Origin of the sequence: Martinezella calliandrae, from assembly GCF_030272695.1 — a bacterium.
GTDB classification, from domain to species: domain Bacteria; phylum Pseudomonadota; class Alphaproteobacteria; order Rhizobiales; family Rhizobiaceae; genus Rhizobium; species Rhizobium calliandrae.
This window is the reverse complement of the sequence record NZ_JARFYN010000066.1, coordinates 1-21,691: the sequence shown is the minus strand read 5'-3', so window position 1 is coordinate 21,691 and position 21,691 is coordinate 1. Positions and strand designations below refer to the sequence as shown.

Annotated in this window: 20 protein-coding genes and 1 pseudogene; 17 read left to right on the top strand and 4 right to left on the bottom strand. The window is 60.5% G+C overall.

Annotated features, from left to right (window positions below; all coding sequences use genetic code 11):
* Positions 1 to 651 precede the first annotated feature (651 nt).
* The 11 genes and pseudogenes from PY650_RS31285 (at position 652) to PY650_RS31235 (ending at position 11,004) form a co-directional block, all read left to right on the top strand.
* Positions 652 to 1,854: a cytochrome P450 gene (locus tag PY650_RS31285; protein ID WP_285883763.1), complete on the top strand. Its 1,203-nt coding sequence runs from the start codon at positions 652 to 654 to the stop codon at positions 1,852 to 1,854.
* Between the two features lie 94 nt (positions 1,855 to 1,948).
* Positions 1,949 to 3,241 (top strand): cytochrome P450, encoded by a 1,293-nt coding sequence (locus PY650_RS31280; RefSeq protein WP_285883762.1) that lies wholly within the window; start codon positions 1,949 to 1,951, stop codon positions 3,239 to 3,241.
* A 1-nt stretch (position 3,242) separates the two neighbouring features.
* Positions 3,243 to 3,542, top strand: a complete 300-nt coding sequence (locus PY650_RS31275) for a ferredoxin (protein ID WP_285883761.1) — start codon at positions 3,243 to 3,245, stop codon at positions 3,540 to 3,542.
* Complete coding sequence (locus PY650_RS31270; protein ID WP_285883760.1) at positions 3,529 to 4,374, top strand: SDR family oxidoreductase; 846 nt, start codon at positions 3,529 to 3,531, stop codon at positions 4,372 to 4,374. The genes PY650_RS31275 and PY650_RS31270 overlap by 14 nt, the downstream gene beginning before the upstream one ends.
* Positions 4,374 to 5,717, top strand: a complete 1,344-nt coding sequence (locus PY650_RS31265; protein ID WP_285883759.1) for a cytochrome P450 — start codon at positions 4,374 to 4,376, stop codon at positions 5,715 to 5,717. Before PY650_RS31270 ends, PY650_RS31265 begins: the two co-directional genes overlap by 1 nt.
* Before the next feature lie 105 nt (positions 5,718 to 5,822).
* On the top strand, positions 5,823 to 6,821 hold the full coding sequence (locus PY650_RS31260) for a polyprenyl synthetase family protein (protein WP_285883774.1): 999 nt from the start codon (positions 5,823 to 5,825) through the stop codon (positions 6,819 to 6,821).
* A 148-nt stretch (positions 6,822 to 6,969) separates the two neighbouring features.
* A complete protein-coding gene (locus PY650_RS31255; protein WP_285883758.1) occupies positions 6,970 to 8,520 on the top strand; it encodes a hypothetical protein in 1,551 nt (516 codons plus the stop codon).
* Positions 8,517 to 9,419, top strand: coding sequence for a terpene synthase family protein (locus PY650_RS31250; protein WP_285883757.1), 903 nt, complete (start codon positions 8,517 to 8,519; stop codon positions 9,417 to 9,419). Before PY650_RS31255 ends, PY650_RS31250 begins: the two co-directional genes overlap by 4 nt.
* 83 nt (positions 9,420 to 9,502) lie before the next feature.
* Positions 9,503 to 9,694: pseudogene (locus PY650_RS31245) on the top strand (type 2 isopentenyl-diphosphate Delta-isomerase); the annotation flags it as partial.
* Between the two features lie 186 nt (positions 9,695 to 9,880).
* A complete protein-coding gene (locus PY650_RS31240) occupies positions 9,881 to 10,318 on the top strand; it encodes an antitoxin Xre/MbcA/ParS toxin-binding domain-containing protein (protein ID WP_285883756.1) in 438 nt (145 codons plus the stop codon).
* A 173-nt stretch (positions 10,319 to 10,491) separates the two neighbouring features.
* Positions 10,492 to 11,004 (top strand): RES family NAD+ phosphorylase, encoded by a 513-nt coding sequence (locus PY650_RS31235; protein ID WP_285883755.1) that lies wholly within the window; start codon positions 10,492 to 10,494, stop codon positions 11,002 to 11,004.
* Positions 11,005 to 11,124: 120 nt separating this feature from the next.
* Here PY650_RS31235 and PY650_RS31230 read toward each other — a convergent pair whose 3' ends face one another.
* From PY650_RS31230 to PY650_RS31215, 4 genes are all read right to left on the bottom strand, one after another.
* Positions 11,125 to 11,931, bottom strand: a complete 807-nt coding sequence (locus PY650_RS31230) for an ImmA/IrrE family metallo-endopeptidase (RefSeq protein ID WP_285883754.1) — start codon at positions 11,929 to 11,931, stop codon at positions 11,125 to 11,127.
* Positions 11,924 to 12,295 (bottom strand): helix-turn-helix domain-containing protein, encoded by a 372-nt coding sequence (locus PY650_RS31225; RefSeq protein WP_285883753.1) that lies wholly within the window; start codon positions 12,293 to 12,295, stop codon positions 11,924 to 11,926. Before PY650_RS31225 ends, PY650_RS31230 begins: the two co-directional genes overlap by 8 nt.
* A gap of 1 nt (position 12,296) precedes the next feature.
* Positions 12,297 to 12,572: a hypothetical protein gene (locus PY650_RS31220; protein ID WP_285883752.1), complete on the bottom strand. Its 276-nt coding sequence runs from the start codon at positions 12,570 to 12,572 to the stop codon at positions 12,297 to 12,299.
* Between the two features lie 1,208 nt (positions 12,573 to 13,780).
* Positions 13,781 to 14,659, bottom strand: coding sequence for an aldose epimerase family protein (locus PY650_RS31215; RefSeq protein ID WP_285883751.1), 879 nt, complete (start codon positions 14,657 to 14,659; stop codon positions 13,781 to 13,783).
* A gap of 147 nt (positions 14,660 to 14,806) precedes the next feature.
* Between PY650_RS31215 and PY650_RS37535 the strand changes: the two genes are divergently transcribed.
* The 6 genes from PY650_RS37535 to PY650_RS31190 form a co-directional block, all read left to right on the top strand.
* Positions 14,807 to 14,944, top strand: coding sequence for a hypothetical protein (locus PY650_RS37535; RefSeq protein ID WP_432761605.1), 138 nt, complete (start codon positions 14,807 to 14,809; stop codon positions 14,942 to 14,944).
* Between the two features lie 147 nt (positions 14,945 to 15,091).
* Positions 15,092 to 15,658, top strand: coding sequence for a YecA/YgfB family protein (locus tag PY650_RS31210; RefSeq protein WP_285883750.1), 567 nt, complete (start codon positions 15,092 to 15,094; stop codon positions 15,656 to 15,658).
* 177 nt (positions 15,659 to 15,835) lie between these two features.
* The gene (locus PY650_RS31205) at positions 15,836 to 15,958 is read left to right on the top strand and encodes a hypothetical protein (protein ID WP_285883749.1); all 123 of its coding nucleotides are present in this window, start codon (positions 15,836 to 15,838) and stop codon (positions 15,956 to 15,958) included.
* Between the two features lie 320 nt (positions 15,959 to 16,278).
* Positions 16,279 to 17,064 carry a type IV toxin-antitoxin system AbiEi family antitoxin domain-containing protein gene (locus PY650_RS31200; protein ID WP_285883748.1) on the top strand — a complete coding sequence of 262 codons (786 nt, stop codon included), beginning with the start codon at positions 16,279 to 16,281 and terminating at the stop codon, positions 17,062 to 17,064.
* Between the two features lie 67 nt (positions 17,065 to 17,131).
* Positions 17,132 to 18,475: a nucleotidyl transferase AbiEii/AbiGii toxin family protein gene (locus tag PY650_RS31195; protein ID WP_285883747.1), complete on the top strand. Its 1,344-nt coding sequence runs from the start codon at positions 17,132 to 17,134 to the stop codon at positions 18,473 to 18,475.
* 2,277 nt (positions 18,476 to 20,752) lie between these two features.
* The coding region (locus PY650_RS31190; RefSeq protein ID WP_285883746.1) for an efflux transporter outer membrane subunit at positions 20,753 to 21,691 on the top strand (939 nt) is incomplete at its 3' end.

Here is a 21,691-nt window from a genome sequence, read left to right as displayed (position 1 = left end):
CAGGTGGCCTGCCGTCATTCCAGGACAGGACAACTGATGACGAAGGTGTCGCCGGTCTGGCGTCTGACGACCGTGCTATCCGACACTGTTCTGTCGCCATTGTCGGTCCGTGACACCGGCCTATTTCGCCGAGGTCTTGTCTGGCCTCAAGCTAATCCGCTGAGAAGCAATCACAAATTTTTTCCTCTGCTGGGTCGGCCAAATTGGCACGAGTTTTGAAACTGCTTCGTTGCGGGCCGGGAGCCGCCGACCGACCTTCATTTCGTGGATGACACCGCGATCGATGGAACGAAGAAAGAAAGCAAAATGTCAAATCCGCATCAGATAGCATACCCTCGGAAGGGGCCTCGGCGAAACCGCCCCTACCAAATAGGCTCGCCGCCTTTGTCGACCCTTGCGCAGGAAATCTTGATGGCCGGCTGCGACTCAAAGGCCACCACATTCGCCTTATCGTGAACTCGAAGGCGCAGGATAAAGTTCTGCATCTCGCCGCGCGGTATGTCTAGACAGTTACACGTTGGCCGATCTTGATAATCGAGTCGGGCTACGCCGCGGAGGACGTCGTCGACATGCCGTCTTACGTCATTCGGTGCCCGCAGCGGCAGCCGGTCACCTTCCGCCCTTCCATCCCTTAGAGAGTGAAGTGCCACTATGTCCGAACAACCGTTGCCGACGCTGCCGATGTGGCGCCTCGATCACATCGAGCCCTCGCCCGAGATGTTAGCGCTAGGCGCCGACGCTCCGATCCATCGCGTGCGCTTCCCGTGCGGGCACGAAGGCTGGTGGGTAACAGGCTACGACGAGGCCAAGGCGGTGCTGTCCGACGCGGCATTCCGGCCCGCGGGGATGCCACCGGCGGCATTCACCCCGGATTCGGTGATTCTTGGTTCGCCGGGGTGGCTGGTCTCGCACGAGGGGGACGAGCATGCCCGGTTACGCACGATCGTGGTGCCGGCCTTCAGCGACCTCAGGATGAAGCCGCTCGCGCAGCAGGTCGAGGCGATCGCCGCGCAGTTGTTTGAGACGCTGGCGGCCCAGCCCCAGCCCGCCGACCTGCGGCGCTACCTCTCCTTTCCGCTTCCGGCGATCGTCATCAGCGCGCTGATGGGCGTGCTTTACGAGGATCACGCCTTTTTCGCTGGGCTGTCCGACGAGGTGATGACACATCAGCATGAAAGCGGCCCGCGTAGCGCGTCGCGCCTGGCCTGGGAAGAACTGTGCGCCTACATTCGCGGCAAGATGCGGGACAAGCGCCAGGATCCGGGCGACAACCTGCTGACGGATCTGCTCGCGGCGGTTGACCAGGGCAAGGCGACCGAGGAAGAGGCGATCGGCCTGGCGGCGGGCATGCTGGTAGCGGGGCACGAGAGCACCGTCGCGCAGATCGAGTTCGGCCTGCTGGCCATGTTCCGCCATCCGCAACAGCGCGAACGCTTGCTCGACGATCCATCGCTATTGGACAAGGCGGTGGAGGAAATCCTGCGCATGTACCCGCCGGGAGCGGGCTGGGACGGCGTCATGCGCTATCCGAGAACCGACGTGACCATCGCAGGCGTGCAGATTCCAGCGGAGAGCAAGGTGCTCGTCGGCCTGCCGGCGACGTCGTTCGATCCGCGCCAGTTCGACGACCCGGAAATCTTCGACATCGGACGCGACGGAAAGCCGCATCTGGCATTCTCCCACGGGCCGCACTACTGCATCGGCAGGGCGCTGGCCAGGCTGGAACTCAAGGCGGTGTTCGGTTCGATCTTCCAGCGCTTTCCAAGGCTGCGCCTCGCCGTGGCGCCCGAAGAACTGAAGTTGCGCAAGGAGATCATCACTGGCGGCTTCGAGGAGATGCCGGTGCTCTGGTGATGCGTCGACGCCGCCGGGAATCGCGATCTTCTCCGCAAATTTGCCGGCGCGCTGGGCTCGCGACGGTCAGATCAGCAACCAACAGGTAACCAAGATGGACGTGAAAGAAACAAGGGCAGTATGCCGGGACGCCTTCGCCGAACTGGCGTCGCCAGCGTGCATCCACGACCCGTATCCGTTCATGCGGTGGTTGCGCGAGCACGATCCGGTGCATCGCGCGGCGTCGGGCCTCTTTCTGTTGAGCCGCCACGCCGACATCTACTGGGCGCTAAAGGCCACGGGCGATGCGTTTCGGGGACCGGCGCCGGGCGAATTGGCGCGCTATTTCCCGCGTGCGGCGACCAGCCTGTCGCTCAATCTGCTGGCGTCCACTCTAGCGATGAAGGAACCTCCAACGCATACGCGTCTGCGCCGGCTGATCTCGCGCGATTTTACCATGCGCGAGATTGACAACCTGCGGCCGAGCATCGCGCGCATCGTCGCGGCGCGCCTTGACGCCATGGTGCCCGCGCTGGAGCGCGAGGAGGCGGTGGACCTGCATCGCGAATTCGCGCTTGCCTTGCCAATGCTGGTCTTTGCCGAACTGTTCGGCATGCCCCAGGAGGACATGTTCGGGCTCTCAGCCATCATCGGTGCCATCCTGGAAGGCCTGAGCCCGTACGCCAGCGATCCCCAGCTCGCCGCGGCGGACGCAGCCAGCGCCAAAGTTAAGGCCTACTTCAGCGACCTCATGCAGCGCAAGCGCACCGATCCCCGCCAGGACATCGTGTCGATGCTGGTCGGCGCACACGGCGACGACGCCGACATGCTGTCGGATGCGGAGTTGATCAGCATGCTATGGGGCATGCTGCTGGGCGGCTTCGCCACCACTGCTGCGACCATCGACCATGCGGTCCTGGCGATGCTGACGTATCCCGAACAGCGGCACTGGCTGCAGGGAGACGCCATGGGCGTCGAGGCATTCGTCGAAGAAGTCCTGCGCTGCAACGCGCCCGCCATGTTCAGCTCCATTCCGCGAATCGCCCAGCGCGACATCGAACTGGGCGGCGTGGTGATTCCGAAGGATGCGGACGTGCGCGTGCTGATCGCGGCCGGCAATCGCGACCCGGAGGCCTTCGCCGATCCCGACCGCTTCGATCCCGTACGGTTCTACGGCACCAGGCCTGGCATGTCGACCGACGGGAAGATCATGCTGAGCTTCGGCCACGGCATCCACTTCTGCCTCGGCGCGCAACTGGCCCGGGTGCAGTTGGCCGAGAGCCTGCCGCGGATCGAGGCGCGCTTCCCCACGCTCGCACTGGCCGAGCAGCCGACCCGGGAGCCATCCGCGTTCCTTAGGACGTTCCACGCCCTGCCGGTGCGGCTCCATGCGCATGGAGAGGCCTGAGATGCGCGTCGTGGTCGACCAGTATCTGTGCGGGACCACCGGGCAGTGCGCGCTGACGCTGCCGGGCGCCTTTCGCCAGCGTGAACTGGACGGCGTGGCCGAAGTATGCCTGACGACGATCCCGCAATCGCTGCACGCCGCCGTGCGGCTCGCGGCCAGCCAATGCCCGGTCGCCGCCATTCGGGTCATCGAAAGCGATGATGAGTGCGCCAGCGCCGAACCTGTGCCGTCTCAGGCAGAGGCCGAGCGGCATGCCGCGAAAGACCAACATAATCCGGGAGGACACGATGGGACGGTTTGAGGGCAAGGTGGCCGTGGTGACCGGCGCTGGCGCCGGCATCGGCAAGGCATGCGCCCTCGCCATCGCGCGCGAAGGTGGCAGAGTGGTGGTGGCCGACATTGACGGCTCGGCGGCCACCGCCTGCACGGCGCAAATCGCGGCGGAAGCTGGCCACGCGCTGACCCTGGCCATGGACATCGCCGACGCGCAGGCGGTGGCAGCGCTGTTCGAGACGGCGGAGCGGCACTTCGGCGGGGTCGACCTGCTGGTGAACAACGCGAGCGCCATGCATCTGACCCCGCGCGACCGCGCGATCCTCGACCTGGACCTGGCGGTTTGGGATGAGACGATGGCGACTAATCTGCGCGGCACGCTGCTCTGCTGCCGGCAGGCCATCCCGCGAATGATAGCCCGTGGCGGTGGGGCGATCGTCAACATGTCATCGTGCCAGGGGCTCAGCGGTGACACCGCGCTGACGTCCTACGCCGCGTCGAAGGCCGCGATGAACATGCTGTCGGCCTCGCTCGCCACCCAGTACGGTCGCGCGGAGATCCGCTGCAACGCGGTTGCGCCGGGTCTGATCATGACCGAACGTCTCCTCGCCAAGCTGGACCAGTGCATGCAACGGCATCTGCGCCGGCACCAGCTCCTGCCGCACGTCGGCCGCCCCGAGGACGTGGCCGCGCTGGTAGCTTTCCTGCTCTCCGACGATGCTGCGTTCATCACGGGCCAGGTCGTGTGCATCGACGGCGGCATGCTGACGCATGTGCCCACATACGCCGATGGTGGCAACAGCCGCGCCGTGCGGCCGGCCGGTGACACCGCCGAAGCGGCCGCGGCGTCAGGGAGGTGATGGACATGCTGCTCAACCCGCTGAACCGTCGGCTCCGGCTGCTGTGCGACATCCCGGTCATGCCCGGCGCCTTCCCCATGGTCGGGCATCTTCCCGCCATCGTTCGTGACCTGCCGCGCCTGCTGCGGCGCGCGGAATGGACGCTGGGCAACCACTTCTGGCTGGACTTCGGCCCTGCCGGACAACTGATGACCTGCCTGGATCCGGACGCGTTCGCATTGCTCCGGCACAAGGACGTGTCCTCGGCACTGATCGAACAGATCGCGCCCGAAATCCTTGGCGGAACGTTGGTCACTTTGAACGGTAGGGCGCACCGGCAGGCGCGTGATGGGATAAAGGCGGCGTTCCTGCCCAGGGGGCTGACCGAGGCCGGCATTGGCGAGCTGTTCGAGCCCGTCATCCGGGCTCGGGTGCAGGCGTGGCGCGACCGCGGTGAAGTAACTATCCTGCGCGAAACCGGCGACCTGATGCTCAAACTCACCTTTTATCTCATGGGCATCCCCGCCCAAGACCTGCCGGAGTGGCATCGCAAGTACCGGCAACTGCTGCAGTTGATCGTCTCGCCCCCAGTCGACCTGCCCGGAACGCCCTTGCGGCGCGGCCGCGCCGCCCGCGACTGGATCGACGCGCAGTCGCGCCAGTTCATCCGCGACGCGCGCGGGCATGCCGCGCGCACCGGGTTGATCAACGACATGGTGAGCGCCTTCGATCGCAGCGAAGACGCGCTCTCCGATGACGTCCTGGTCGCCAACGTCCGCTTGCTGCTGCTTGCCGGTCACGAGACCACCGCCTCGACGATGGCCTGGATGGTGATCGAGCTGGCGCGGCAGCCTGAGCTGTGGGACGCCCTAGTCGAGGAGGCGCAACGCGTGGGCGCGGTGCCGACCCGGCACGCGGACCTGGCGCAGTGTCCGGTCGCCGAGGCGCTGTTCCGCGAGACGCTGCGCATGCATCCGGCGTCCTCGCTCGTACCGCGTCGCGCGACGCAGGAATTACAACTCGGCCAGCGGCGTATTCCCGCGGGCACCAGTCTATGCATCCCGCTGCTGCATTTCTCGACCTCGGCGATGCTGCACGAGGCGCCCGATCAGTTCCGTCTGGCGCGGTGGCTGCAACGCACGGGGCCGATCGGGCCGGTGGACATGCTGCAGTTCGGCAGCGGCCCACACGTCTGCATCGGCTACCACCTAGTATGGCTGGAACTGGTGCAGTTCAGCATCGCCTTGGCGCTGACCATGCACAAGGCCGGGGTGCGGCCGCGATTGCTGAGCGACGCCGAAAAAGGCCGGCGCTATTACCCGACAGCACAGCCCTCCATGAAAATCCGCATCGGATTCTCATGAGCTGGCATCGCATACGCCAGCTGGCGTGGCAGCAACGCCGGCAACACTACGGCGGCTCGCCGCTCGCCGCGGCAGTCTCCTGTCAGGTACAAGGACATGAACAACATGCAGGCCGTTTCCACGCTACACCACGACCAAACTGGCGTTTCCCCGCTTGGCGGATCGGGCGCGCAGGCGGGCGGCGCATCCGGGAGGCTGCTGCCGGAGATCTGGATGCAGGATGGCGCAAAGCGGGTCGAGCAGGCGCTGGCGCGTCTTCTCTGCGCCGAAGACGACGGTGAGACCGAGCTGATGGCGGCGATGCGCTACGCCACCTTGCGTGGAGGCAAGCGCACACGCGCCTTGCTCTGTATCGCTGCCGGCGCACTAGCCGATACGCCGGCGCACATGCTCCACGACGTCGGCGCCGCCATCGAGATGATGCACGCCTGCACCCTGGTCCACGACGACCTGCCCGCAATGGACGACGACGTGCTTCGCCGCGGCCTTCCGACCGTGCACGTCAAGTTCGGCGAAGCTACTGCGATCCTGGTCGGGGATGCGCTGCAGGCACACGCCTTCCTGACCCTGGCGAGCCTGGATGCGCCGGGCGACAACCGTATCGAGCTCGTACGCGAACTGGCGCAAGCGGTGTCCGCCGAGGGTGCCGCAGGCGGGCAGGCCGTGGATCTGTCGCTGGTTGGAAAGCACGTCGAGCTGGACAGGATCGTGGCGATGCACCGGATGAAGACCGGAGCGCTAGTGCGCGCGTCGGTTCGAATGGGCGCGCTATGTACCATCGCGGAGGATGCCGCGCACGCTGCGCTGTACTGTGCGCTCGATCGCTATAGCGCGTGTTTCGGCCTGGCGTTGCAGGTGGTCGACGACATTCTCGACGCGACAGCGGATAAAGCGACGCTGGGTAAGACCCCCGGCAAGGACGCGGCCGCGCAGAAGCCAACCTGCGCGTCGATCATGGGGCTGCAGGCAGCGCGCCAGTTCGTGCTGGATCTGTTGCGCGACGCCAGGGAGGCCATCGCGTCGCTGGGGCCGCGTGCGGAACGGTTGGCGCAGATGCTGCAGCGGGCCAACGCGTATCTGGTCAAGCACGTGCCATGCGCATGAGCGCGCCGCCCGCATGGAGTCGCCCCTGTGCCGCTGCGATCGGCTGGCGGCAGCGGTGCATGCTGTACTGTGTCCGAGCCCGCTGGGACGCGCGCGGCGTCTGACCGATCCTGGTTCTCGTCAACCGTCTGCAGAAGGAACATCCCGCGTGAACGCGCTGTCCGAACAGATCCTTTCCGAATTGCGCCACCTGCTGAGCGAGATGAGCGATGGCGGCAGCGTCGGTCCGTCCGTCTACGACACGGCTCGAGCTCTGCAGTTCCACGGCAACGTCACCGGTCGGCAGGACGCATACGCGTGGCTCATCGCGCAACAACAGCCCGATGGCGGATGGGGAAGCGCAGACTTCCCGCTGTTCCGCCATGCGCCCACGTGGGCGGCTTTGCTGGCATTGCAGCGTGCCGACCCTCTTCCCGGCGCTGCCGACGCAGTACAGGCTGCAACCCGGTTCCTCCAGCGCCAGCCCGATCCCTACGCGCATGCGGTGCCGGAAGACGCGCCGATCGGCGCGGAGCTGATCCTGCCGCAGTTTTGCGCCGAGGCCGCATCCTTGCTGGGCGGCGTGGGGTTTCCGCGCCACCCCGCACTGTTGCCGTTGCGGCAAGCGCGCTTGGCCAAGCTGGGGGCGGTGGCGACGTTGCCGAGCGGCCATCCGTTGCTGCACTCCTGGGAAGCCTGGGGGACATCGCCGACTACCGCATGCCCGGATGACGACGGCAGTATCGGCATCAGTCCGGCGGCCACCGCCGCGTGGCATGCCCACGCCGTGACACAGGGGAGCACGCCGCAGGTCGGGCGCGCCGACGCGTATCTGCAGGCGGCATCGCGAGCGACGCGCAGCGGCATCGAAGCTGTCGTTCCCGGCGTCTGGCCGATCAATGTGTTCGAGCCATGCTGGTCGCTGTACACCCTGCATCTGGCCGGGCTGTTCGCGCATCCCACCCTCGCCGAGGCGGTGCGCGTGATCGTCGCGCAGCTCGACGCTCGCCTTGGCGTGCGCGGTCTGGGCCCGGCCTTGCACTTCGCGGCTGATGCGGACGATACCGCCGTTGCGTTGTGCGTCTTGCGCCTCGCAGGCCGCGACCCGGCGGTCGATGCGTTGCGCCATTTCGAAATCGGCGAGCTGTTCGTCACCTTCCCCGGCGAGCGTAATGCCTCGGTGTCGACCAACATCCATGCCCTGCATGCGTTGCGACTGTTGGGCAAGCCCGCCGCCGGCACCAGCGCCTACGTCGAGACCAATCGCAACCTTCACGGTCTATGGAACAACGAAAAATGGCACGTTTCGTGGCTGTATCCCACCGCGCATGCGGTCGCCGCGCTGGCGCAAGGCAAGCCCCAGTGGCGCGACGAGCGCGCGCTGGCGGCGCTGCTCCAGGCGCAGCGCGACGACGGCGGCTGGGGCGCCGGTCGCACGTCCACATTCGAGGAAACCGCCTATGCGCTGTTCGCGTTGCACGTGATGGAAGGGAGCGAAGAGCCAACAGGGCGCCGGCGTGTGGCGCAGGCGGTAGCGGGTGCGCTGGAGTGGATGCTCGCCCGCCATGCGGCGCATGCATTGCCGCAGACGCCGTTGTGGATCGGCAAGGAACTGTATTGCCCCACCCGGGTGGTGCGCGTGGCCGAACTCGCCGGGTTGTGGCTGGCGCTTCGATGGGGGCGGCGCGTCCTGGGCGAGGGAGCAGGAGCGGCGCCATGATCCAGACCGAACGCGCGGTGCAGCAGGTGCTGGAGTGGGGGCGTTCCCTGACCGGGTTCGCCGACGAGCATGCCGTGGAAGCGGTCAGGGGCGGCCAGCACATCCTGAAGCGCATATACCCGAACCTGCGCGACACCAGCGCCCGCACCGGCCGCGATCCGCAGGACGAAACGCTGATCGTGACGTTCTATCGCGAACTGGCGCTGCTGTTCTGGCTCGACGATTGCAACGACCTTGGCCTGATCGCGCCGGAGCAGCTCGCCGCGGTGGAACAGGCGCTGGGGCGGGGCGTGCCGTGCGCGCTCCCCGGATTCGAGGGTTGCGTTGTACTGCGCGCTTCGCTGGCCGCGCTCGCCTACGATCGTCGCGACTATGCTCAGCTTCTCGACGATACCCGGTGCTACTGCGCGGCGCTGCGCGCCGGACACGCGCAGGCGGCAGGGGCGGAACGCTGGTCTTACGCCGAGTACCTGCACAACGGCATCGATTCGATCGCCTACACGAACGTGTTCTGTTGCCTGTCGTTGCTGTGGGGGCTGGACATGGCGACCTTGCGCGCCCGTCCGGCGTTTCGCCAGGTCCTGCGGCTCATCTCCGCGATAGGGCGCTTGCAGAACGATCTGCATGGACGCGACAAGGACAAGTCGGCCGGCGAGGCCGACAACGCGGCGATCTTGCTGCTGCAGCGCTATCCTGCCATGCCTGCGGTAGAGTTCCTCAACGACGAGCTGGACGGCCACACGCGCATGTTGCACCGGGTGATGGCGGAAGAACGCTTTCCCGCGCCGTGGGGACCGTTGATCGAGGCCATGGCGGCTATCCGCGCCCAGTACTACCAGACCTCGACCAGCCGCTACCGCAGCGACGCTGCGAGGAGAGGCCAGCGTGCGCCGGCCTGAACGCGCGGGAGGCGGCGGCGTGCGCGCTGCCGTCGGTCCGATTCGACGCAACGCCGTCGCCCGATGCGACGGATGGAGCGAGCATGAGCGACACCGCCCTGAGCCGGTGCAAGGACGACCATCTGGACATCGTGCTGGATCGGCGAACGGCGCCGGCCACGGTCGCCGCCGGTTGGGAGTACATCCGTTTCGAACACTGCGCATTGCCCGAGTTGGACCTGGCGCAGATCGACCTGCGCGCCTCGCTGCTGGGCAAGACCATGCGCGCGCCGCTTGATGCGCTTCTTTGGATTGCTAAGTGCGGAATATGCCGGAGCGGGGATTGGGCAAATTCCCCGAGATGACGCTTCGGCGCATGATTGTCGCGTCTGAGTTAAAAGGCTTGTGAGCGTCTTGATCTTCTCCCAGGCTCTTGAAGTTCTGCCATTTGGCAGTATATTTACTGTCAGATGGAGGCTGACATGGTCGTAGCACATGCAGTTCGAGATAATGGAGTACCGCAGGCGCCTGTTAATCTCGGCGACGAAAACGCGCGCGGAAGGCTGACGCCAGCCGCTGTGTCTGGAGTTGTTCGGTTGGCTGAGATTTGGCGCCTCACCAGCGGTGAGATATGTGCCCTCCTGGGCGATGTATCGGAACGAACGTGGTTCAGAATGAAAAAAGGAGAGTGGACCGGAAGCCTCTCTCAAGACAGTTTGACAAGGGTCAGCGCCTTAATCGGCCTTTTCAAGGGCCTGCGCCTTCTATTCTCTGAACCATTGGCCGATGAATGGGTGAAGCTTGCTAACAAGGGTCCGCTTTTCGAAGGCCGGCGGCCGATTGACGTGATGATCGAAGGTGGCATTCCGAAACTCCTGCTCGTAAGGCGCCATATTGACGCGTTGCGAGGTGGCCTTTGATCGAGCCTGCCCGCGCGGATATTGTTCAGCAAGACGCTGTCCGCCTTATATCTACCGCCCGGCTCAAGGAACCCGTGTTGCTAGCTCTTGCGCCGAGCCATGGCGCGTTGGAGGATCTAGCCGAACTGGAGGGTGCGACCAGCGGCCGCCTTCAGGCGCAGCAAGGGGGCCTTTTGGATCTTGATCCCAAGGAGCTCATCTTTGGCCGGCCAGGCCATACTTTCATCAACGCTGCGTTTACCTACACCCGCCCGGGCGGCAACCGGTTCAATGACGATGAACGCGGCGCGTGGTACTGCGCCTTCCAAACCAAGACCGCCTTGGCTGAAGTGTCCTTTCATCTGACGCGCGAACTTGAAGCGATCAACCGTTTCGAGAACGTAACAGACTACGCGGAATTGATGGCCGACTTCGTCGGTCAATTTCACGACTTGCGAGGCAAGGATTTCGCAACGGACCCTAGCTTGAGCGCGGACCCTATGGTCGCCTATCCGGCAGGGCAAGCTCTTGCGAAGTGGCTTCGTAAGGAAAAGGATAGCCCGGGGCTGATCTATCCTTCCGTGAGATCGATAGGAGGCACCTGCCTGGTAGCTTTTCACCCCTCGCTCGTTCAAAACCTGCGGCAAGGGGCAATATGGCGACTCGAGTGGCAGGGAACCCCAAAACCGGAAATAACGAGGCTTTGAAATCAAAGGTAAAGGACGCCTCGCTCCAAGACTGTGGCGACATTCAAAAACCAGCTCATGATTTGAATAGCTGGCGGATTTTCTTGTCCGAGAAAACGGCAACCGTCGCACCGTGATGCTTCAGATAAAGCTCCAGCGTGCGAACCCCGCGTTTTGCAATTCATCGAAGTTCCAGAGGTAACCGGAATTGCTGTCCTCGCGCAGCTTGACGACGAACAAATCATCTCGGCCTGCTTCGATGACCGCCCCTTCGTCTCGCTCAGTTAAATGCCATACGTCGATGTTTTGCGTGGACTCAATCGTGTGGTCGGGCACGAGCGCGCGCTTGATGGTCGCCGGCTGAGCCTTAGCGAGCTGCTGCCGGATTCCTGCCCCGATGACCTTGTTGCGCACGAGCGCGTAAAGCGTCGCGCGATAACTCGCGCCAACGCGCAACGCTAGCTGGTAGACGATGTCGGAGTGCTGAAGGTGCTGCGGCGTCCAGTGCTGGCGCTGCATCAGTGTCGTAATCAACCAGTCAGGCAAAAGGAAATAGGATGCGAATGCGTCCGCTTCCTGTTCGGCTGGCGGAAGGTTCATGTAGTCGCCAGCAAGATCCGGCGACCGGCGAAGAATGCTATCGTCATCAGCATGGGGATCATGGTTGAGCACATGGTGGCCGAGCTCGTGCGCTGCGGTAAAGCGCTGTTGGCCAAGCGGGCGGCGCGTTGTCAGAATGATTCCGGGATTGCCCTCCTCACGGAGATAAGCCCCTAGGAGCGGCTCAAGCTTCCGGAAGAGCAGGGGTACATTCTGTCTGTAGATCGCACCGAACACATCCACGCGATGCCCCCGCGCCCCAGCTTGATCCAAGCCGAGATCGCGCTGCAGGCGAAGTGCTGCGCGCATGCCTTTCAGGACTGCAGCGCGTGCTGGGGCCTTAGCCATTCTTGGTCACCTTCGAACGTGAGCGCAGGAATTCCGCAAAGCTTGCCAGCTCGCCCCTGTCGTTTTCCGACAGCTCGCTCACCGTGCGTGCCAGGAATGCGACGTCCTCGGCTACTTGCTGCTCTATTTCGCCGGTAAACCACGACGTTGGACGCTCGTAGAGCGCAGCCAAGCTTTTCATCTCGAGAGCGCCGACTCCACGCTTGCCCGCTTCCATCTCTGAAATTGCAGAGCGGCGGACTCCCAAATGGGCGGCAGCTTCTTCTTGGGTGATGCCCACATACTCCCGCGCCTCCTTAAGGCGCTTTCCGAGTTCCGCTGCCTCGGGGCTCGAACCGGCAAATCCGACAGGAGTCCGCACCATATTACACCTCCTCCGTCTGAGGTTGACTAATGTTCCACAGCTCGCGACACGCCTCCACTACGGCGGCAACGCAATGCTCGACATTATCGAAACCGCCAGATGGCATGACATCATCGGGCAGTTTAAGCGCAAACTCTTCTTCTACCCGCAAAACGACTCGAACCACGACCAGAGAGTCGACTTCAGGCTCCCATGCGGCGCGGCGGGCGGGCCTGTCGTTGATAGCTGATACGATCTCATCGCGTATCGCGTCTTCAAACGCTCGTGAAGGGAACATAACCAGACCTCTTTTGTCCATTTATCAGTCAGCGTTCTACTATATGTCTGAAAAACAGACAATAGGTCCTCCTGAGAATTTCCTGAGCGTTCGGCTATTTCATTATGGGCAAGAGCCCCCGGACAAAATGGCCCAAGACTAGCGACATTTTGATGAGAGATCCCGCTATGGGCTCGTCGTTGAGAGTGGAATGCCGACAGGAGCAAGTGTTGTTGGTATCGACGATACGGACATACTGGCCTTTCCAAAGCCACCTTCGGCTTTGAGATTATGTGATCGACAGTTCGCTCTGCGGCATCAAGCGGAGAAAGCGCTTTCTCACGCCGCGCCATCACTACAGAATATCCATGAAATCCGTCTTTCGGCCCGGCTTGTGGTCGCGGCGTACAGCCGATTCTCTCGCTGCTGGTCTTTACCTTCGGCGACGGCAACTGCTCCTGACCCTTCGTGATATAAGTCAACACATCAGCAGGCCGCTTGTTTTCGGTGATCGCGGCTGCGTCACACGCGATTCTTATCGAACATCCTGTAGGGCAGGAGACGGATAATTTCTCTGGGTCAGGCGACACGCAAAAGGCGCGTTTTCAGTTTGAATATCGGCGGCACGCTCGGTCCAGGCTGTCAGAACCGCGCCCGCAACCGGTTGCGAAGTTAGCCGTTGATCTCGGCCGCCCGGACTTGCATGAGCACCAGCGCATCTGCTGCGTCTTGACCATCCACTTGCCGGCGAGTGAATTCACTGCCGACCCGGCGAGAGTAGTGGCGACGCGAAGTGCAGCCCGGTAACGCTTTTCCGTATTGGGGTTCGTTTCGCCGACGATGCGCATCAGCTTGCCCAGCAGCCTATGGGCATTGTCTATGTCTGAGAATTCCGAATATTCTATTGCGACCGGCCATCAATGCTCGTTCCACCCGATCTTATTCATACGGTTGTCGTGGGAACCGCTGTTCGCGACTGCAGCCTTCTAAAGCTCGGGGTGGAAAAGCAGCGTGCTCACCGCGTTTTGGTCGCTGGCGGACCCGCCGAAAATGCCGACGTTGGAGATGTTCATAGTGATCGCTGTGATAGACGACGGCCCGCAGCATTACGTTAGGCGGGGCCCGCAGGGCAATTGATGCGTCGGCGGCGCTACTGGATGTGCCAGGCCCCAATTCCGCGAAGAAAAGCAGCGCCGCTGACATGCCCGATTGTGCAAGTCTTTTAAGGACTAATCTTCATGCTGCAAAAACTCAAATCGTACTCGGAATTGTTGCTCTTCTCCTGGGGCGAGGTTGACATTATATTCCCGCTCGTCAAATGGAATGCGTCTGCCCTCTATGTCACCGTGACCGGTACATGGTTCTAACGCCAGAAAGTCCTGCTTTGGGAGAGACCATACAACCCAGTTGCGTGCATCTGGCGCGTCAATTCTAATCGTGACCTTCTCTCCAACAAGCGATAGCCTTTTACTGTTCGCATTCAAAAAACAAAGGGCTTCATTTTGGAAAAGGCTTTCATCTAGATGAAGGCACCGTCCGTGGAATGAAATTTTTCGTTGGTCACCTTGAATTAGCCCTTGGGAAGATATGCTCGGGACGAGGGGGGATTCCGATTTCTCGAACTGCAGCCGCCAGCTATCTTTGCGCGGAGACAGCAACGGCCATTTAAATCCGGGATGTATTCCGATGGAATAAGGTAAAAATGCACTATGGGACTTGTTCTTTACGGAAATATCAATGTTCAGTCTACTATCCACAATTTTATACGTTATCCTGAAAAGAAAATAAAATGGAAACATTGTTTTCGTGAATTCATCGTCAGATGCTTCTAATGTCACCTCACTTTCTGCGCTCGAAACCACGTCAAATTCCAGCATACTGATAAAGCCGTGCACAGGCATCGGATAATATTGCCCTTTTATTTCGACAAGCGAAGATTCACTCCATCCGCATGAAGGGAACATTAGGGGACAAGTTTGGTTCCAACCTGGGGAGTCTCCCGGCCAAAGGAGGTCGTTTGCACCGACCTGCCACCCAATTAGCTCTGCTCCTTTTCGGTTGACAACTGCCTGTGCAGTACCTGAACGAATAACGACAGCATCATGCATGAATGTTGTTACCTTGAACCCTTCGGAATCGGCAGTCAGGCGGTCTTGCTCTTCTACATTCGTCGCGCGACCGGATTAAACTGCTTTTTTTCATGATTGAAACAATTGGGTGATGACAGGTTCCATTGGCCCCGGCGGCAGGAAACGGTGGTGGCCCTGACGAAGGAGCAATTGCACTGGCCGCTCATCGGCATCAACATAGATACCGCGGATCAGCTGGACCAGCGTGCCGGCCTCCGCCTGTTGTGTCCGCGCGTTTTGTCGATGTTGATGCCGACGAGATGAAGAGGCATATCTGTAACTTTTGCGTATTTGAGAGACGCGATAGTGACAGTGTTTAACATCCAGAATATGTAAGTTGCCGATATATAATTAAAATCCCCGTTTATTTTTCACAATTAGGTATTATCGCTCTTCAGAAAGCCAAGCGACATGACACACAACAGCCAGGGCATGGCGGCCGCACGACCGAAGCTTGATGACGAGGCGTTCGAGGCGTTTATCAGGGGACGTCGTCCAGTATCGCCAATCTGGTCAATGAGCGCTCTCGATGGTTATCTCACGGCTCTCATCATCGGACCGAGGTTTATCGATCCACGCCAATGGATCCCGGAACTGACCGGTCCGGACGCCCTGAATCTGCCGATGGAAACAACCGAGCATCGTGCCGTGCAGACCATCGTTGCGGAGTATAACCGCATCTCGGCGAGTCTTTCCGAAACACCGAAAGACCACCGGCCCAGGTTCACCAGGATCGATGATCAGACCTTTGATCCATTCGATTGGGACCTCTGCTTTTTGCTGGGAACCGGGTACGCGCCGAAGCTGTGGCGGCCTGTCCTTCGCGGTCATGCCGTCACCGGGGATATCATCGCGCCACTTCGCAAGCTCGGCGAGGCAAAACGGAAAGCGACCCGCCAGGATGCTGCTGACGTCGCCGAAGCGCTCGTCAATATCCGAACCTACTTCATGCCAAAACGGGCAAAGCAAAAGTTCTGACTGAAAGCGCTGTTGCGATTCCGTCAATGCTCAAAGCCGTGGGTTGTTCGTCGCGCTCACGACCATCGAAGGGGGCGCCGCAGCTTCGGAAATTCATGGCAAAGCTGTTCGATCGCCACCTTGGCGACGCGGCGGACTGGCCATTTTTAGCCGAAACGATGCTGTTTGAAGCTGTCCATGCACTCCAATCAGGCGCCGGACGATCCGCGCATAAGCAAGCTGCTGCGCGGCATGTACGACCAGCTCGCTGGCAATTGGCGGTCCGTCGCGTCCGATTGCGGGGAGGCCGAAGCTTTATAAGATGCGCCCTCGACGTCGGTCAAAATTTCAACTCGCCATCCAAGAATAGTCAACAAGGTGTCTTCACCCACCACACCTTGTCGCCTGGAGGGGACCTCGAAATACTTTTGATTGATATTTCTACATACGAATTCAGGAGCGGGTGGCGGGAATCGAACCCGCATAGCCAGCTTGGAAGGCTAATCGAACGCGTAATTTTTCCATATTTTCTAGAATTTTTGCGTCTTTATTGTACTTTCATTGCTTTCTGGCTATTTAGGTAGTATAGGCGACATGGAGAAATTCCGCATATTGCTGAAAAGACGCGCATACAATATACTATGAAAAAGCCCAAGCTAACCACCGTCCTTCGAGCCGCCGGCGATGTCATTCACATCGACGATGCAGCGCGCTCGCTCGCCATCTCCCGTGTCCAGGCCGCCAAGACTCTGTCAGCATGGGCGGCACAAGGATGGCTACAGCGCGTCGGCACGGGTATCTACGCGCCTGTTTCGCTGGATATGCGTGGTAGCGACCAAACGGTAACGGACGCGTGGCTGTTGGTTCCCGCGCTCTTTGGTCCCGCCTATATCGGTGGCCGGACAGCAGCCGAATATTGGGACCTTACGGAGCAACTATTTCGCGACATCGTTGTCTTCACGGCGCGTCCCATCCGCAACCGCATCAAGGAAAGCGGGGGAGCGCAATTCACGCTGCGCCAGATTTCGGAGTCGCGCATCTTCGGCATCAAATCAGTCTGGCGCGCGCACACAAAAGTCAGCGTCTCCGACATCGATCGGACCATGCTCGACATACTGGACGATCCGGCGATCGGCGGCGGTATCCAACATGTGGCCGACTGCCTCGACCGCTACCTGCGTAAGAATGACAGCAAGCCGGATCGGCTGATCGCTTATGCCGATCAACTCGACAACGGAGCGGTGTTCAAACGCCTTGGTTTCCTGGCAGAACGTCATCAGCTCGGAGCAGCACTCGTCACCGCATGCAAAGCGCGGCTGACGAAAGGCTACGCCAAACTCGATCCCACGCTTACGTGCGACCGCGTCGTGACACGTTGGAAACTGAAAGTCCCGGCCACCTGGATCGGAGTATCAAGCCATGATTAGTAAGGCTGAGATCCTGGAAACAGCAGGGAAGGTTGGTCTTCGCCCCGACGTGGTCGAGAAGGATTACGTGCTGGGCTGGACGCTCGCTGGGATTTCCGCGCATGAGGAGTTGCGCGAGGCATGGATCTTCAAAGGCGGAACGTGCTTGAAGAAATGCTATTTCGAGACCTACCGGTTTTCGGAGGATCTCGACTTCACTCTGACGGATGAAGCCCATCTCAATGAGGAATTCCTCAAGCGTGTTTTCGGCGAGATCGGCGATTGGATTTATGAGCGCTCAGGCCTTGAGATGCCTGCTGAAGGACAGGGCTTCGACCTCTTTAATAACCCACGTGGCAACATCTCGTGCCAAGGCAAGCTGAGCTACAAAGGGCCTGTTTCGCCCCACGTCGCGGTTATTCGCCTGCCGCGCATCAAACTCGATCTCACCGCCGATGAGAGCATCGCCCTGCCGCCAGTAAGGACACCGGTTTTCCATTCTTATAGCGATGCGCAGGAGGCCGGCTTCGAAGTCCTATCCTATAGTTATGTAGAGACCTTCGGCGAAAAAGTGCGGGCGCTTGCGGAACGCACAAGACCGCGAGATCTCTATGATGTCGTCAATCTGTTTCGGAACGCCGAAGCGCGCCCGCGTGCCGCTGAGCTCCTTGATGTTCTTCGGCAGAAGTGCGAGTTCAAAGGTATTGCGGTGCCGAACCTAGAGGACCTTGCGAGCCACCGCGATGCGGTTGAAGGAAGTTGGGCGGCCATGCTGGCGCACCAGCTTCCAGCCCTGCCACCCGTTGATGATTTCTGGGGCGTGCTGCCCGAGTTCTTCGCTTGGCTTACCGGTGGTGAAGTGCCTGTCGAATTGCCTGCCTTCGCGCTAGCGGCGGGCGAGTCCGTTATTCACGGCCGCACGTTCGGCCTGGACATCCCGAATACATCGCAGACGCATCTCGAGATCATCCGCTTCGCGGGCGCAAATAGGCTGTGTGTTGACCTTGATTATCAGGGCACGACAAGGCGCATCGAACCCTACTCGCTGCGTCGCACGAGTGAAGGTAATATCGTCCTGCACGCCTTTAATCTTAACAAGAACGAGCACCGCAGCTACCGGGTCGACCGCATCACCGGCGCGCGCGCGACCACCCAGACATTTGTGCCGCGCTACGCTGTCGAGCTTATACCCTCGGGGCCAATTACCATCTCGCCTTCGCGGATTGGCGGCTCGTTCGGCGGTATGGCGCTGAGTCGCTCCCGTCTCGCACGATCCCACGCATTCGGTCATCCAACCTACATCTATCAGTGCCCGGTCTGTCAGAAGAAGTTCCGCAGGCAAACACACGACAGCTCACTGAAACCGCACAAAACGCCGCAGGGATATCCGTGCCCGGGCCGCACAGGCTATCTCGTGGATACGCAATATTGAGGACGGTCTGAGCAAACCGGAGTCACCGCAGAACGAAAAGAACAATGCCCTTCCGCACAGATTCGGCGACCCGGCAATCCTGCGCGCGGCTACCGACCAGATGCACGAACAGCGAGCATCAAATGTGGCTACGATACGGGAGAAGCTGAAAGCTGCAGTCGTGCCTCTGTCCCTCGATTTGTTTGGGGAAATCGCGTGCGTCAGTGGCTTTGACATCGACGAGGTGATGGCAGACCATCCCGGCCGTAAGATCTGGGAGCGCTATAGCTCGTACCTTATCAGACTCGCGTGTTTGATCGTGCGTTGGTGGGCCTGCTCGCTGCTATTGCCCAGTTGAGGAGGCTGTCGGCCAGAATATTTTCGATAGGATGAATGAAGCCAGGCTTGAGGATATTAAGGGCAACGTCCAGAAGGAATTGTTCGGGGCAACGAGCGCCGCGCACTCACTCGTCGATCCATTCCAGGCGTCTCCAGAAAGAGGCTACGTTTCCCGATCACGACGCGAGGCGCATCGAATGCTTCGGCACTGACAACCTGCATTACTTTATCATCGCACTCAGAACGCGTCGTCACCACCTGCATGCTGGCAAGGCAAGCTGGAATATCACCAACGATTTTGAACACGGTGAGACGGCAGGGTTTATGGTGCGACGCCGGGATGTGCGTTCGGCATTGAACCAATCGGATGCTTCGTTCAGTCAGGACCAGCGAAAGTGTATCGACGCTTATGTTGATTCAGTCCGTGAGCAGATCGATATAAGAACAGTGTTCGAAGAGTACCGGCGTGCCACTTCCGAACAAAACTGGGCACTCCTGCCGGGGGCTGCCACCACTCCCCATTAGCAGCGGAATAATGGAGTACCCCAGGTCCGGCGCATTGTTCTTCCGAAGGTCGAGCGGCCGAAGGACAAAGGTATAAGCTGACGGGGCTGGGGAGGGCGCTTTGTCATTTGGCAGATGCGATGATTGCCGTCCTTTTCACCCACGGCAACAAGGACACGCCCGCCGGCGCATACCTGAGGCAGCTTTGTAAAACGTCTGCCGTCACTGACTTTCTGCTCTTTCGCCGGGGGTCGGCTATTTGAGCCTTCCACCTCCAATCCTCCCACGCCATTAGACGAATAATTTCCTCTCCGTTATTTGCAGGGAACTCGACAAAAGTGGCGCCATTGTTTCATCGGATGGCGCCAAGAACTTGCTAATTCATTGAAAACGAATGGGTGTGCCTTGTGGCATGCCTCTTGCGTTACGACTTGCGAAATTCATTCCAACGGAGACGTTTAATGTCCAGATCCTGTTCTTTGATGACATCGTCGGTGAGGGTAAGAGCCTTCCGTCTCGTGAAACGGCGGTCCCGCCACCTGTAGACGGAGCGAGATCTATGAACTGCACGGTTGCAGCAGCAGCTTTTCTTATTACGGCTTTGGCCTCGCCTTTTGCACTCGACACGAGCCATTGCGAAGATTTTCCAAGTATCGGTGCCATCTCGAGTCCTCCGAAAAATCAACATGGGTCCACGATGAGTATCAACATTGGCTCGTCAGGGAACGTCGAGTTTCAATACGGAGCCTCGGGTTTGGGCCGTCAGCGCTCGCCATTCACTATAAACGGGCACGGTAAATTCGTCGAAGTCGCAGCGAATTGCGGCGTTTTTCGTCGACGGTGCGACTAGGGTGCGCACGTCAACGGGCGCTCACCGCGAGATACCATCAGATTGGCCCAAAGTGTTCGCCCACGTGTCGAACCAAACCGCCCGTCCATTCACGCAATGGCCTGACGTGAGGCCGGCGAGCTTCAAATGCTAGTAGAAGAATTATGAAGCAGTAAAAAAGGAGCCGTAGTATGCGCTTACAGATGCCGTGGGATTCGGTGTTGGCAATTCGTTATCGGTCGACGATCCCAACCCAGCACCTTCCGAGTGAGTTCAGCACATTCGAACAACGCGCCAGCGTTCTCGCCGCCGCTCGCTTGGGGCTGAGTACGTGCGAGAGATATGCAACTAGGAGAAGATTCATGCGCGCGCTGTCGTGATTAAGCGTAGCGCGAGGCTCTCATGGACGCGGCCCCGTCGACCGTAGCCTGGTCCGTCGAGCGGCTCCGTTCATCGATGTCTTTTTACAATGTACGACCTCCCTCTAGCGTCTGGAACTCAACGATCTCTTCCGACATTTAGTCATCCCGATGAACTGCAGGCCGTCACAGAAGTGCCGACACACATGGGGTCACGTCGACCCCCGCAAGACAGTGATCATGTAAATTGAATTGTGAAATAATGTGATGATATCCAGTCGTACTGCCGCCCCCGCCTTGCTTCTTCTTCTGGCAGGTTGCGTCAGCGGCCCCGATCATAAGCCACCGGAAATGCCGGTGTTGGCCACGTTCTCGGAGGGCGGTACGAAAGTCAACGGCGACGTCTCGAGTTCACATTGGTGGACAGCCTTCGACGATAGGAAGCTGAACGCCTTGGTTGAGCAAGGACTTACAGAAAACCTTAGCATCCAGCAGGCGCTGGAACGCATCAATCAGGCACAGGCTGAAGTCATCACCGCCGGCGCCGGCGGAATGCCGAGCCTTCTTGTCTCCGGCGGTCATAAGACCAACGGCGAAAAGGGCAGCCAGCGCACCAAGAGGGAAACGGAAAATACCATCAGCGGCAATGCCGCGGCTTCGTGGCTGCTTGACCTCTGGGGTCAATACCGCCGTGCCAAGGAAAGCGCCAATGCATCGCTGGATGCGGCTTTCTCCGGTGTCGACGTCGCTCGCCTGACCTATCTCCAGGATCTGGCCGACAGCTATGTCAACCTCCGCTACTATCATGCCCTCGTTTCGATTGCACAGGACAATCTGAAGTCCCGCCGCGAGACGCTTGCATTGACCAAGTTCCAGCTCGATGCCGGCGCCGTGTCCCGCCTCGACGTCGTCCAGGCCGAAGGTCTCGTCAACTCGACGCTTTCAGAAATTCCGGGTCTCGAAATCAGTTATCGTCAGGCGCTGCATCGTATTGCAACGCTGCTGAACGTGCCGTCGGCGATCATTATCGCTCAGTTGGATAGTGGTGGTGGCCAACCGGTATTCCGAGGCCGAGTCGACACGGGCGTCCCGGCTGACCTCATCCGGAACCGACCCGACATCCGCGTCGCCGAGCGTAACCTCGTTGCTGCGACCGCTCAGATCGGCGTGACGGAGGCCCAGCTCTATCCGACGATCACGCTCGGC